This window comes from Intestinirhabdus alba (assembly GCF_009711095.1).
GTDB classification, from domain to species: domain Bacteria; phylum Pseudomonadota; class Gammaproteobacteria; order Enterobacterales; family Enterobacteriaceae; genus Intestinirhabdus; species Intestinirhabdus alba.
On record NZ_WMJZ01000001.1, the window covers coordinates 1 to 12058 of the forward strand.

15 protein-coding genes and 3 pseudogenes are annotated in these 12058 nt (G+C 56.5%); 11 read left to right on the top strand and 7 right to left on the bottom strand.

Translation table 11 applies throughout. The annotated features are described in order from the left end of the window. Both GJV78_RS00005 and GJV78_RS00010 read left to right on the top strand, forming a co-directional pair. Positions 1-738 (top strand): S-type pyocin domain-containing protein (locus tag GJV78_RS00005; protein WP_209439215.1); only part of this gene is annotated, 738 nt, incomplete at its 5' end. Positions 739-748: 10 nt separating this feature from the next. Beyond that, positions 749-1006 (top strand): bacteriocin immunity protein, encoded by a 258-nt coding sequence (locus GJV78_RS00010; RefSeq protein ID WP_155106387.1) that lies wholly within the window; start codon positions 749-751, stop codon positions 1004-1006. Positions 1007-1087: 81 nt separating this feature from the next. Here GJV78_RS00010 and GJV78_RS00015 read toward each other — a convergent pair. Next, positions 1088-1273, bottom strand: a pseudogene (locus GJV78_RS00015) (IS4 family transposase); the annotation flags it as partial. Between the two features lie 209 nt (positions 1274-1482). Between GJV78_RS00015 and GJV78_RS00020 the strand changes: the two are divergent. Together GJV78_RS00020 and GJV78_RS00025 are read left to right on the top strand one after the other, a co-directional pair. After that, a complete protein-coding gene (locus GJV78_RS00020) occupies positions 1483-1794 on the top strand; it encodes a hypothetical protein (protein WP_155106388.1) in 312 nt (103 codons plus the stop codon). Positions 1795-1812: 18 nt separating this feature from the next. Further along, positions 1813-1974: a CPCC family cysteine-rich protein gene (locus GJV78_RS00025; RefSeq protein WP_167519309.1), complete on the top strand. Its 162-nt coding sequence runs from the start codon at positions 1813-1815 to the stop codon at positions 1972-1974. Between the two features lie 120 nt (positions 1975-2094). On the opposite strand, the pseudogene GJV78_RS00030 reads toward GJV78_RS00025, so the two are convergent. Next, positions 2095-2232, bottom strand: a pseudogene (locus GJV78_RS00030) (integrase); the annotation flags it as partial. Between GJV78_RS00030 and GJV78_RS00035 the strand changes: the two are divergent. Beyond that, positions 2209-2637 (top strand): annotated as a pseudogene (locus GJV78_RS00035) (IS3 family transposase); the annotation flags it as partial. The pseudogenes GJV78_RS00030 and GJV78_RS00035 sit on opposite strands and share 24 nt — an antisense overlap. A gap of 258 nt (positions 2638-2895) precedes the next feature. Here GJV78_RS00035 and GJV78_RS00040 read toward each other — a convergent pair. Further along, complete coding sequence (locus tag GJV78_RS00040; RefSeq protein ID WP_155106389.1) at positions 2896-3780, bottom strand: nucleoside-specific channel-forming protein Tsx; 885 nt, start codon at positions 3778-3780, stop codon at positions 2896-2898. A gap of 343 nt (positions 3781-4123) precedes the next feature. Beyond that, the gene (locus GJV78_RS24085; protein WP_155106390.1) at positions 4124-4369 is read right to left on the bottom strand and encodes a SadB/YajI family lipoprotein; all 246 of its coding nucleotides are present in this window, start codon (positions 4367-4369) and stop codon (positions 4124-4126) included. A 98-nt stretch (positions 4370-4467) separates the two neighbouring features. On the opposite strand from GJV78_RS24085, the gene nrdR reads away from it, so the two are divergent. The 6 genes from nrdR (at position 4468) to pgpA (ending at position 8889) form a co-directional block, all read left to right on the top strand. Continuing rightward, positions 4468-4917 carry a transcriptional regulator NrdR gene (nrdR, locus tag GJV78_RS00050; protein WP_155106391.1) on the top strand — a complete coding sequence of 150 codons (450 nt, stop codon included), beginning with the start codon at positions 4468-4470 and terminating at the stop codon, positions 4915-4917. Between the two features lie 3 nt (positions 4918-4920). Then, positions 4921-6024, top strand: coding sequence for a bifunctional diaminohydroxyphosphoribosylaminopyrimidine deaminase/5-amino-6-(5-phosphoribosylamino)uracil reductase RibD (ribD, locus tag GJV78_RS00055; RefSeq protein WP_155106392.1), 1104 nt, complete (start codon positions 4921-4923; stop codon positions 6022-6024). 405 nt (positions 6025-6429) lie between these two features. Beyond that, on the top strand, positions 6430-6900 hold the full coding sequence (gene ribH / locus GJV78_RS00060) for a 6,7-dimethyl-8-ribityllumazine synthase (protein WP_155106393.1): 471 nt from the start codon (positions 6430-6432) through the stop codon (positions 6898-6900). A gap of 19 nt (positions 6901-6919) precedes the next feature. After that, a complete protein-coding gene (nusB, locus tag GJV78_RS00065) occupies positions 6920-7339 on the top strand; it encodes a transcription antitermination factor NusB (RefSeq protein ID WP_167519284.1) in 420 nt (139 codons plus the stop codon). Between the two features lie 79 nt (positions 7340-7418). Further along, on the top strand, positions 7419-8396 hold the full coding sequence (gene thiL / locus GJV78_RS00070) for a thiamine-phosphate kinase (protein ID WP_155106394.1): 978 nt from the start codon (positions 7419-7421) through the stop codon (positions 8394-8396). Then, entirely contained in the window at positions 8374-8889 is a 516-nt protein-coding gene (gene pgpA, locus GJV78_RS00075) for a phosphatidylglycerophosphatase A (RefSeq protein ID WP_155106395.1), read from the top strand. The genes thiL and pgpA overlap by 23 nt, the downstream gene beginning before the upstream one ends. Before the next feature lie 74 nt (positions 8890-8963). On the opposite strand, the gene dxs is transcribed toward pgpA, so the two are convergent. From dxs to xseB, 3 genes are read right to left on the bottom strand one after another with little or no spacing between them, the layout of a single operon-like run. Beyond that, positions 8964-10826: a 1-deoxy-D-xylulose-5-phosphate synthase gene (gene dxs, locus GJV78_RS00080; RefSeq protein ID WP_155106396.1), complete on the bottom strand. Its 1863-nt coding sequence runs from the start codon at positions 10824-10826 to the stop codon at positions 8964-8966. A gap of 24 nt (positions 10827-10850) precedes the next feature. Then, on the bottom strand, positions 10851-11750 hold the full coding sequence (gene ispA, locus GJV78_RS00085; RefSeq protein WP_155106397.1) for a (2E,6E)-farnesyl diphosphate synthase: 900 nt from the start codon (positions 11748-11750) through the stop codon (positions 10851-10853). After that, on the bottom strand, positions 11751-11993 hold the full coding sequence (gene xseB / locus GJV78_RS00090) for an exodeoxyribonuclease VII small subunit (RefSeq protein WP_155106398.1): 243 nt from the start codon (positions 11991-11993) through the stop codon (positions 11751-11753). Positions 11994-12058 lie beyond the last annotated feature (65 nt).

Genomic DNA, 12058 nt, shown 5'->3' on the forward strand with positions numbered 1-12058 from the left:
GACAAAGGTAATCCTGTTCCTCATGGCTGGCATACACCACCAGGTCGGGATATGGTGCGTGTGCGCAAAATGGAGTGGGATAGCAGTCGAAAAGCCTATACGTTCACCACAGAGGAAGATCCCCGTATAACAATTATCTGGACGCCCGACGGTTCAGGTGTCAATATTCCTTCAAATACAGGTAACCAGAACCCGGTAAGGATACCAAACCCGGTGGTTGTTGATCCGCTGCCGGAAGATACTAATATTGAGGCTACAACCAGCCCAACACTGGAAGAGAAGAATTTTGCGGATTATATTCTTATTCTGCCTGTATCGGATATTCCACCGATTTATATATATCTGCGAAACAATCCCGGTCAGGTAACGGATAAAGGCCAGAAGGTTAGTGGTATTTGGTTGTCTGATGCTAACACGGGGAATGGTTCTCCGGTTCCAGGTCAGATAGCAGATAAGCTACGAGGGCGAACCTTTGAAAACTTTGACCAGTTCCGCAAGGCTTTTTGGTTAGAGGTTTCAAAATACCCTGAGCTATCAAGTCAGTTTCGGGGGAGTAACAAAATTCATATACGCAATGGAAACTCCCCTTTCACACGAGAACAGGATCGTGCTGGAGGAAGAGAACGCTATGAAATCCATCATATTATTCCAATAAGTAAAGGTGGAGAGGTTTATAATGTCGATAATATGGGCATAACTTCACCTAAGCGGCATATCGATATTCATTCAACGAGGTAGAGTAAATAATATGGGTGATAAAAAAATATTATCTGATTATACAGAAAGCGAATTCTTAGAATTAGTTCGTAAAATTTATAATGCCGAAGGGCCAACAGAAGAGGACGATAATCGCCGAGTTAGGGAGTTTAGACGACTTGTTGAACATCCATCAGGTTCCGACCTTATCTTCTACCCAGAGGATGGGAAAGATGATAGTCCAGAAGGCGTTGTTCAGGAAGTAAAACAATGGCGTCAGGCCAATGGTAAACCGGGCTTTAAAAATTAGCGAGCCTGTCAGCAATTCTGTGTAACTGCCCACTCGTTAAAGGTGAACGCTCAGGCGCTGAGGAATCCCCATAAATCAGCGCTAATAAACCAATACCATATTCTGGTAGGTTCTGGCGAGATGATTAAGAACGGTGCTTAGCACCGTTCGTTTTAAAATTAGTGGAGAGTGTCGTAAGACATTCTCCGCTAACGTCAGATACGAGATTACACGCCGTGTTTTAATACTATTGGCCTGGTACCTAAGATGTAACCCTTGATTTTGAGACTGTCATTTAAATTATGTAATTGCCTGTTTTTGATATGTTCACTCCAACACCGGAGACAGGCAAATTATGGACGAAAATAAACTCAAAGCACTGGCTGCTGAACTGGCTTAAAGCCCTAAAACCGAAGCTGATCTTAACCAGTTTTCCCGGATGCTGACGAAGCTTACCGTCGACCAATAGATGCTGACGTAGCAAGGAAACTTTTAAAATGATGAAGAAATACAATATTCTGGGAACCGATTTTGATCTTGATCTCATCAATATATTTGACGAGCTGTCAGCTATTGATTTCTCGCAAGGTATAGAATCACAGATAATGGCCCTGGATGAGGATTTATTACAATTATCATTTAAATCTGGGGTTATTGTTGATGTTGGTTGGTATCCTGCGTTTGAAAAGAATGGCGAATTTATTATTAATCGAATAGCTAATGGTTGTTGGGATGCTCCGGAGTCAAAATATAGTGCGGGATGGAATAAAAATGAACTAATATCGAAAATTAGAACAGCAATTGGATGAAATAATAAATCGTTCAGTATATTTTCCCCCTGTTGCTATAAATATGAATTTTCGGATATTGGAAGCTATGAAAACTGTCCGGTTTGCAATTGGGAAGATGCTCCAGTTCAAGAAGAAGATCCAGGCTATGGCGGTGGGGTGAATGTCATGAGTTTGAACGAAGCTCGTAAAGTCAAATAACAATTGAGAGCGTTCAGAATTCTGTGTCACGTTAAAAAATTTACAGCGTCATCACATTATTCAGTCGCCTTTCAAAATAAATGGCTAACTGCGACAATGTCAAATTCCAGTTCTGGAGAGAATGGACCAGATTTTGTGTCTGAAATCTATCTCGCTCCAGCGGGCGAAGCGCAGTTCGCTGGAACGAATAAACAGGTAGAGAGTCAACACCACCGCCAGCCTTGTTAACTGCCGCATCTGGCGGTGGTCATCGACCTGTGGTCACGCGCCGTTACTGGCTGGTCAATGTCGTCGCGGATGACGGCGCAACTGGCGTGCGATGCGTTGCAGATGGCGGTGTGGCGGCGCAAGGGGCCTGAAAATGTTATCGTTCACACCGACCGTGGCGGTCAGTATTGTTCAGGGGATTATCAGGCCCTGCTGAAACGGTATAATCTGCGGGGCAGCATGAGCGCAAAAGGCAACTGTTACGATAATGCCTGCGCGGAAAGCTTTTTCCACACGCTGAAGGTAGAATGTATCCACGGGGAGCAGTTTACCAGCCGGGAAATAATGCGAACGACGATATTTAATTATATCGAGTGTGATTACAACCGGTGGTATCGCCACAGTGCCTGTGGCGGACTCAGCCCGGAACAGTTTGAAAACCAGAACCTCGCTTAGGGCGATGTCCTCAATATATCTTTAATGATAAGTTAGGCTATATTGAAAAAGGGGAGTATATTTTTGAGTTTATTGCAAGAGTAAATGATTAAATTTATGTCAGACGTTTTTTCGAAGTATTGGATAAGGTGTTAGATGACAATCCGGGTGATTGCTGTTTACGTCTGCGATATGAAGAAGAAACCAGGAAAAAAACTGAGGATTATTAAAGAACTGAGCCAGCCCGCGGGCTGGCTTCGCTGACTTCAGGCGATGCGATCAGAAGTTATACCCGACCACCAGATAGCCGCCCCAGCCGGTGGAGCGGACGTTAAAGTTACCTTTACCGAAGTTCAACTGGGCATCATCATTCCACTGGCCGCCGTTGTGCCAGTAGCGGGCCACCACCGAGTAGTGCCAATGGTCATAGTTCAGCGCCAGGATGTGGCTGGAGGCGATGGCGTCATTGGTGCGCTGCCTGATGCCGTTCCCGGCGTAGCCGCTCTTGTCACCTAAACTGGAGCCCCAGTCAAAGTTAGTAAAGCCGATGTAGCTCAGATTGCCACCCCACAGCCGGGTAAGCGGAACAAAGTATTTCACTTTGAAACGGTAACCATCCCACTCGTTTTCGTTCTCCGCCAGGTAGTTCTGCCACTGGTATTTGGCGTAAACGTTCAACGACAGGCTCATCGGCAGGCCGGTGTCGACGTCGGTGCCCAGCCCCATGTACCACGTGCTCTGGCGGCCCGCTTTATTGCGTCCCATATCGTAGACGTAGTTGTTGGCGAAATACCACTCTTTGAACGGGCCGACGCTGAGATCGGCACCGGTCAGCTTGTCGATGGAGAAGCGCGGTTCGATTTCCATAAACAGCGGCGAACCGTGGTTCCAGATACCTCTGGCGTCGGTATTGCCGCCAAAAAATACCGGCGCGTCCAGGTAGCCATAGAAATCGAACCACTCCTTTTTAGCGAAGGCTTCGTACTCCAGGTAGGTGTCGTTACGGATCTGCGGTCCGAAGCGGGTGTGGTAGCTGCCCACCACGTTAACGCTCTGGTGCCACCAGTCGGAGAGATACTGCGGTGGGTTGTTTTCCGCCGCGGTAGCGACGAAAGACGCGGAGAGCGCCAGCGCGGCGCAGCCGGCAAGTGAGAATTTTTTCATATCGATGGCCACTGTTTAAAAACCCTTGCGGGAAGACGAAAGGCGCGGGGAGCACCTGATGTACGCATTTGTCTCTTTCATATTTCTGCGGAGGCTATTATAAAAATCATTGCTCACAAAAATATGTTTTGTTTCACACATTCATCAATCAGGTAATCGATTGCGTTCACGTTTATTCGCTTTCGGCGGCGGGCAGGGGCCGGCTTTACCCTGTTCCGCCGACCGCGGCTATCGGAAGAGTCATGTCAGAAAAGTCACAAAAAACGGGCGGGAATGTTGCGGAACGCACCCGATGCGCCGTCGGATCAGCGTGGCGTGAACCACAAGCGCGTGCTCTGTGTTGTCAGGCTTGATCGCGCGCTTCTGGCTCAGCGTCGACGCCACGCCTGGTTAAGGGACACAGCCTAAGCTGCTGCATTTCGCCGTTGAGCGCGCTGAGGCTCTGGCGCATCTGGCGAACGTCGCTCTGCCGGGCGCAGGCGCTCAGGCTCAGCAGGCTTCCCGCCAGGACTTTTCTCCGATAACCTCTGGTCATCTGGCTTATCTCCTCCGCCGTCACAATAGCGTAAGGGTAGGTTGCGCCGCGCATAAAGACAGCGATCCTTTGTCCCAAAAAGCGCTGCGCCTTTGTTGTCTCGCCAGTTCAGGGTAAAATGGGCCTCTGTCAACCACAGGTCAGGACGCCGTATGCATTGCCCATTCTGTTTCGCCGTAGACACTAAGGTTATTGACTCCCGTCTCGTGGGTGAGGGTGCCTCCGTGCGCCGCCGCCGGCAGTGTCTGGTTTGTCACGAACGTTTTACCACCTTCGAGGTGGCAGAGCTGGTCATGCCGCGCGTGGTGAAAAGTAACGACGTGCGCGAGCCTTTTAATGAAGAGAAGCTGCGCAGCGGGATGCAGAGGGCGCTGGAAAAACGCCCGGTCAGCTCCGATGACGTCGAAATGGCGTTAAATCATATTAAATCGCAGCTGCGCGCCACCGGAGAACGCGAAGTGCCGAGCAAGCTCATCGGCAACCTGGTGATGGAGCAGCTGAAAAAGCTTGATAAGGTCGCCTATATCCGCTTTGCCTCCGTCTACCGGAGCTTTGAGGACATCAAAGAATTCGGCGAAGAGATCGCGCGTCTGGAGGATTAATTAATGGCGGATGAGCAGTTCATGGCGCGGGCGCTGAAGCTGGCGCAGCGCGGGCGTTTTACCACCCATCCTAACCCCAACGTCGGCTGCGTTATCGTTAACAATGGTCAGATCGTGGGCGAAGGCTTTCATTACCGCGCCGGCGAGCCTCACGCCGAGGTTCACGCGCTGCGCATGGCCGGAGAGAAGGCCCGTGGCGCTACCGCCTACGTGACGCTGGAGCCGTGCAGCCACCACGGCCGCACGCCGCCGTGCTGCGAGGCGCTGATCGATGCGGGCGTGGCGCGGGTCGTCGCGGCGATGCAGGACCCGAATCCGCAGGTGGCCGGGCGCGGGCTTTACCGCCTGCAGCAGGCGGGTATCGAGGTCAGCCACGGTCTGATGATGAGCGAAGCGGAGCGGCTGAATCGCGGCTTTCTGAAGCGTATGCGCACCGGCTTTCCGTACCTGCAGCTGAAAATGGGCGCTTCTCTTGACGGGCGTACGGCGATGGCCAGCGGCGAGAGCCAGTGGATCACCTCACCCCAGGCGCGACGCGACGTGCAGCGCCTGCGCGCCGCCAGCCATGCTATCCTGACCAGCAGCGCAACGGTACTGGCGGACGATCCCGCCCTGACCGTGCGCTGGCCGGAGCTGGATCCGGCCACGCAGGCGGCCTGTCCGCAGGCGAGCCTGCGCCAGCCGGTGCGTATTGTTATCGACAGCCAGAATCGGGTTACGCCAGCGCATCGCCTCGTGCAGCAGCCGGGGGAAACCTGGCTGGCGCGTACGACGGAGGATACGCTCGTCTGGCCTGAGGGCGTGCGCAGCCTGCGCGTACCCGAACACAACGGCCGTCTGGATCTGGTCGCGCTGATGATGCAACTGGGCAAGCTGCAGATTAACAGCATCTGGGTGGAGGCCGGGGCGACCCTGGCCGGAGCGCTGCTGCAGGCAGGCCTGGTGGATGAGCTTATCGTCTACGTCGCGCCTAAGCTTCTGGGCAATAACGCCCGCGGCCTGTGCGTACTGCCGGGGCTGGAAAACCTTAGCGAAGCGCCGTCGTTTACGTTTTCTGAGATACGCCAGGTCGGTGCGGATCTTTGCCTGCATCTGGTAAACGCTTAACGCTTAATTTTACAGGCCAAAGGCGAAAACGTACCCGTACCCGGCTGAACGACCCGAAGGGCAAGCCGCCAGCGGCGGGCTTTTCGCGGCGCGGAGGCCGCAGGGCCGAATAACGCGGTGGGCGAATAAAGCAGGAAATTTGCCCGGTCGCAGGCTGCTTTTGGTGAGAGACAGGGAGGCTTCTCATTCATCTCCGGGAACATAGCGAACCCGGGCCGGAGCGAGCAGCAAAGCGGTCGGAAGCCGGTTTGCACGCCGCACGGTTATGGCCCGCAAGGGCGAGGCTTATGGACGAGCCGGCCAGGCATGTAGCCAACGCATATGCAGCTTGAAGTATGACGGCTATAAATAATTATGATAGAATCCGCCCCCCTTACGGGGCTATATCGAACCCGAAGGAAGAATATGAACATTATTGAAGCTAACGTTGCTACCCCGGACGCTCGCGTCGCCATCACCATTGCGCGTTTCAACAACTTTATCAATGACAGCCTGCTGGAAGGCGCGGTGGACGCGCTGAAGCGTATCGGCCAGGTGAAAGATGAAAATATTACCGTTGTCTGGGTGCCGGGTGCTTATGAGCTGCCGCTGGCGGCCACGCTGCTTGCCAAAACCGGTAAGTATGACGCGGTGATAGCGCTGGGTACGGTGATTCGCGGCGGCACTGCGCACTTTGAATATGTGGCTGGCGGTGCCAGCAACGGCCTGGCGCAGGTCGCCCAGCAGAGCGAGATTCCGGTCGCTTTCGGCGTTCTGACCACCGAAAGCATTGAACAGGCTATCGAGCGTGCCGGCACGAAGGCCGGAAACAAAGGCGCGGAAGCAGCACTGACCGCGCTTGAAATGATTAACGTAGTAAAAGCCATCAAGGGCTGATTTTTGTAAGGGGAAATCCGTGAAACCTGCTGCTCGTCGCCGCGCCCGTGAGTGTGCCGTTCAGGCGCTCTACTCCTGGCAGTTGTCCCAGAACGACATCGCTGATGTTGAATACCAGTTCCTGGCGGAACAGGACGTGAAAGATGTTGACGTCATGTACTTCCGGGAGCTGTTGACCGGGGTGGCGACTAACAGCGCGTACCTGGACGGCCTGATGAAGCCTTATCTCTCCCGCCTGCTGGAGGAGCTGGGGCAGGTGGAAAAAGCCGTGCTGCGCATTGCGCTGTACGAGCTGTCTAAACGCAGCGATGTGCCTTATAAAGTGGCCATCAACGAAGCGATTGAGCTGGCGAAAACGTTCGGCGCAGAGGACAGCCACAAGTTCGTCAACGGCGTTCTGGATAAAGCAGCTCCCGTGATCCGCCCCAATAGAAAGTGATTGTCAGGCCGTCCGTGCAGCGGAACCGTTATCCGCCAGCCGGGCGGCCTTATCTTTTTTCCTGCTTGAGGCATAACGTATGGCATGCGGCGAGTTCTCCCTGATTGCCCGTTATTTTGATCGTGTACGAAATCCCCGTCGCGACGTCGAAGCCGGTATTGGCGACGACTGCGCACTCCTGAACGTTCCCGAAAAACAGACCCTGGCGATCAGCACCGATACGCTGGTGGCGGGGAACCATTTCCTGGCCGATATCGATCCTGCCGATCTGGCGTATAAGGCGCTGGCGGTTAACCTGAGCGACCTGGCAGCGATGGGGGCCGACCCGGTCTGGCTGACCCTGGCGCTGACCCTGCCTGAGGTTGACGAAGCGTGGCTGGAAGCCTTCAGCGACAGCCTGTTTGAGCTGCTGGGCTATTACGATATGCAGCTGATCGGCGGGGACACCACCCGCGGGCCGCTCGCCATGACGCTGGGCATCCACGGCTACGTTCCGGCGGGCCGCGCCCTGAAACGCGCCGGAGCAAAGCCGGGCGACTGGATCTACGTGACCGGCACGCCGGGCGACAGCGCCGCCGGGCTGGCTATTTTACTCAACCAGCTGCAGGTGGTTGATGCGAAGGACGCGGAGTATCTGCGTAAGCGCCATCTGCGCCCGACGCCGCGTATCCTGCAGGGGCAGGCGCTGCGCGATTTAGCCAGCGCCGCTATCGATCTCTCTGATGGCCTGATTGCCGATTTAGGGCATATCGTCAAGGCCAGCGGCTGCGGCGCGCGGGTCGACGTAAACGCCCTGCCGCGCTCGGCGGCACTTTCCCGCCACGTTGCGCCGGAGCAGGCTCTGCGCTTGGCGCTCTCCGGCGGCGAAGATTATGAGCTATGTTTTACGGTGCCGGAGCTGAACCGCGGCGCGCTGGACGTGGCTATCGGACAGCTTGGCGTGCCCTTTACCTGCATCGGGCAGATGAGCGCCGACGTCGACGGCGTTAGCTTCATACGTGACGGGGAGACTGTCACTTTTGACTGGAAAGGATATGACCATTTTGCCGCGCCCTAAAGATATCGCCAAAGGCCGCCTGAGCCTGCGCAACCCCTGGCATCTGCTGGCCACCGGATTCGGCAGCGGGCTGAGCCCGGTAGTCCCCGGCACCATGGGATCGCTGGCGGCGATCCCGTTCTGGTATCTGATGACCTTTCTGCCGTGGCAGCTCTATTCGCTGGTGGTGATGCTGGGGATCTGCCTGGGCGTCTATTTATGCCATCAGACGGCCAAAGATATGGGCGTACACGACCACGGCAGCATCGTCTGGGATGAATTCATCGGAATGTGGATCACCCTGATGGCGCTGCCCACCAGCGACTGGCGCTGGGTAGCCGCCGGGTTTGTTATCTTCCGCATTCTCGATATGTGGAAGCCCTGGCCGATCCGCTGGTTTGACCGCAACGTCCACGGCGGGATGGGGATCATGATCGACGACATTGTCGCCGGAGTGATCTCCGCCGGGCTGCTCTATTTTATCGGCCATCACTGGCCGCTCGGGATCCTTTAACCGACGCCCTGAGCGCCGGGGGGGGGGGGGGGTTACGGCACGCGGCGTCGATGCCGCCCGGTAAGCGGCGCGGCTCAGGCCAGCCAGGCCGCGATTTTCGCCGCGATGCCCGCAGCGTCAAGGCCAAGCTCGGCGCGCGCTTCCTCCTGCGTCCCCTGGGGAATAAAGAAGTCCGGCAGGCCGATGTTCAGCACCGGCACCGGCCTGCGGTGCGCCATCAGCACCTCGTTCACCCCGCTGCCCGCGCCGCCCATAATGGCGTTCTCCTCTATGGTGATCAGCGCCTCGTGGCCGGCGGCCAGCTCGAGGATCAGCGCCTCGTCGAGCGGCTTCACAAAGCGCATATCCACCAGCGTGGCGTTCAGCGATTCCGCCACCTTCGCCGCTTCCGGCATCAGCGTACCGAAGTTGAGGATCGCCAGCTTTTCGCCGCGACGTTTTACCACGCCCTTGCCGATAGGCAGTTTTTCCAGCGGGGTCAGCGCCACGCCCAGCGCGTTGCCGCGCGGGTAGCGCACCGCCGTCGGGCCATTGTCGTAGTGATAGCCGGTGAACAGCATCAGGCGGCACTCGTTTTCATCGCTGGGGGCCATAATAACCATATCCGGTATGCAGCGCAGGTAGGAGAGGTCAAACGCCCCCTGATGCGTCTGGCCGTCCGCGCCCACGATCCCCGCCCGGTCAATGGCGAACAGCACCGGCAGCTTCTGGATCGCCACGTCGTGCAGCACCTGATCGTAGGCGCGCTGCAGGAAGGTGGAATAGATAGCCACCACCGGCCGGTAGCCGCCGATAGCCAGGCCGGCGGCAAAGGTCACCGCGTGCTGCTCGGCAATCGCCACGTCAAAGTAGCGATCGGGGAACCTGCGGGAGAATTCCACCATCCCGGAACCTTCGCGCATCGCCGGGGTGATCGCCATCAGCTTGTCGTCTTTGGCCGCCGTTTCGCACAGCCAGTCGCCGAAGATCTTCGAATAGCCCGGCAGGCCGCCGCTGCTTTTCGGCAGGCAGCCGCTGGAGGGATCAAACTTAGGCACGGCGTGAAAGGTGATGGGATCTCTCTCCGCAGGCTCGTAGCCGCGCCCTTTCTTGGTCATGATGTGCAGGAACTGCGGGCCTTTCAGGTCGCGCATGTTCTTCAGCGTGGTAATCAGCCCCAGCACGTCGTGGCCGTCCACCGGCCCGATGTAGTTGAAGCCCAGCTCCTCAAACAGCGTGCCCGGCACCACCATGCCCTTGATATGTTCTTCGGTGCGCTTGAGCAGCTCTTTGAGCGGCGGAACGCCGGAGAAGACCTTTTTGCCGCCCTCGCGCAGGGTGGAGTAGAGTTTGCCGGAAAGCAGCTGCGCCAGGTGGTTGTTGAGCGCCCCCACGTTCTCTGAGATCGACATCTCGTTGTCGTTGAGGATCACCAGCATATTCGGCCGGATGTCCCCCGCGTGGTTCATCGCCTCAAAGGCCATCCCGGCGGTGATCGCCCCGTCGCCGATGACGCAGACGGTATGCCGATCTTTGCCCTCTTTTTCGGCGGCGACGGCGATGCCGATGCCCGCGCTAATGGAGGTGGAGGAGTGGCCGACGCTCAGTACGTCATATTCGCTTTCGCCGCGCCACGGAAACGGATGCAGCCCGCCTTTCTGGCGGATGGTGTCGATTTTATCGCGACGCCCGGTGAGGATCTTGTGCGGATAAGCCTGATGCCCCACGTCCCAGATCAACTGGTCGAACGGGGTGTTATAGACGTAGTGTAGCGCCACGGTCAGCTCCACCGTGCCCAGCCCGGAGGCGAAGTGCCCGCTGGAACGGCTGACGCTGTCGAGAAGGTAGCGGCGCAGCTCGTCGCAGAGCTTCGGCAGGCTCTCTTTCGGCAACAGCCGTAGCTCCTGCGTGGACTCAACCAGCGCGAGGGTAGGGTATTTGGCAATATCAAAACTCATCAGAAACTCATCGGGATGTAATGGTTATTTATCACGCTGGATGATGTAGTCTGCCAGCGATTCCAGTGCCGAGGTATCGAGCGACCGCGCGGCCAGCTGATTCAGCGACTGACGGGCGTCATCGATCAGATCCCGGGCTTTATTCCGCGCTTGCTCAAGGCCCAGAAGTGCAGGATAGGTACTTTTGCCAAGCTGCTGATCGGCACCCTGACGTTTACCCAACGTTGCAGTATCGCCCACCACATCCAGAATGTCATCCTGAACCTGGAACGCCAGGCCGATACTTTCTGCGTACTTGTCCAGTACAGGTAGCGTATTTCGCCCCTTTTCCCCGGCGCTAAGGGCACCCATGCGCACCGCGGCGCGGATCAGCGCGCCCGTCTTATGGCGGTGAATGCACTCCAAGGTTTCCAGTGAAACCTGTCGGCCTTCGGCCTCCAGATCCAGCGCCTGGCCGCCGCACATTCCGGCGATCCCGCTGGCGCTGGCCAGCTCGGAGAGCATGGCGATGCGGTCGCGATCGCTCACCTCCGGCATCGGCGCGTCGCTGATAATGGAAAACGCCAGCGTCTGCAGGGCGTCGCCGGCAAGGATCGCGTTGGCTTCGCCAAATTTGATATGGCAGGTCGGCAGGCCGCGACGGAGATCGTCGTCGTCCATGGCCGGCAGATCGTCGTGCATAAGCGAATAGGCGTGGATACACTCCACGGCCGCCGCCGGAGCGTCGAGGGTGGTCATACTGACGCCGAACATTCGCCCGGTGGCGTAGACCAGAAAAGGCCGCAGGCGCTTACCGCCCAATAGCGCGCCATAGTGCATCGTTTCGACCACGGGGGTGTTCTGAAAGGGCAGCGGCGTGAGAAAACGGCTCAGCGCCCGGTTGGCCTGTTCTACGCAGGCCTGAAGCTGCTGGGTAAAATCCATTTACGCATTGTCCGCGGTAAAGGGCGTGGGATCGGCGTCTTCGTCATCAGACAGTAAAATTTGCACGCGCTGTTCCGCCTGCTGTAGCTTCGCCTGCCCCTGACGCGCCAGCAGCACGCCGCGCTCAAACTCGTTCAGCGCCTCTTCCAGCGGCAGATCGCCGCTTTCCAGACGGGTAACTATCTGCTCCAGCTCACCCAGCGCGCTTTCGAAGCTGGCGGGTGCCTCATTTTTTTTTGGCATAGTGAATGTCTGACTCTCAATATTTTTAGCCCGAATATGGTAACGGACTGCGGATAATTAGCAAA

Excerpts from the sequence above, each read along its gene's own strand:
- GJV78_RS00010 (WP_155106387.1), top strand. The coding sequence starts at position 749 with ATGGGTGATAAAAAAATATTATCTGATTATACAGAAAGCGAATTCTTA.
- GJV78_RS00020 (WP_155106388.1), top strand. The coding sequence starts at position 1,483 with ATGATGAAGAAATACAATATTCTGGGAACCGATTTTGATCTTGATCTC.
- GJV78_RS00040 (WP_155106389.1), bottom strand. The coding sequence starts at position 3,780 with ATGAAAAAATTCTCACTTGCCGGCTGCGCCGCGCTGGCGCTCTCCGCG.
- GJV78_RS24085 (WP_155106390.1), bottom strand. The coding sequence starts at position 4,369 with ATGCGCGGCGCAACCTACCCTTACGCTATTGTGACGGCGGAGGAGATA.
- nrdR (WP_155106391.1), top strand. The coding sequence starts at position 4,468 with ATGCATTGCCCATTCTGTTTCGCCGTAGACACTAAGGTTATTGACTCC.
- ribD (WP_155106392.1), top strand. The coding sequence starts at position 4,921 with ATGGCGGATGAGCAGTTCATGGCGCGGGCGCTGAAGCTGGCGCAGCGC.
- ribH (WP_155106393.1), top strand. The coding sequence starts at position 6,430 with ATGAACATTATTGAAGCTAACGTTGCTACCCCGGACGCTCGCGTCGCC.
- thiL (WP_155106394.1), top strand. The coding sequence starts at position 7,419 with ATGGCATGCGGCGAGTTCTCCCTGATTGCCCGTTATTTTGATCGTGTA.
- pgpA (WP_155106395.1), top strand. The coding sequence starts at position 8,374 with ATGACCATTTTGCCGCGCCCTAAAGATATCGCCAAAGGCCGCCTGAGC.
- dxs (WP_155106396.1), bottom strand. The coding sequence starts at position 10,826 with ATGAGTTTTGATATTGCCAAATACCCTACCCTCGCGCTGGTTGAGTCC.
- ispA (WP_155106397.1), bottom strand. The coding sequence starts at position 11,750 with ATGGATTTTACCCAGCAGCTTCAGGCCTGCGTAGAACAGGCCAACCGG.
- xseB (WP_155106398.1), bottom strand. The coding sequence starts at position 11,993 with ATGCCAAAAAAAAATGAGGCACCCGCCAGCTTCGAAAGCGCGCTGGGT.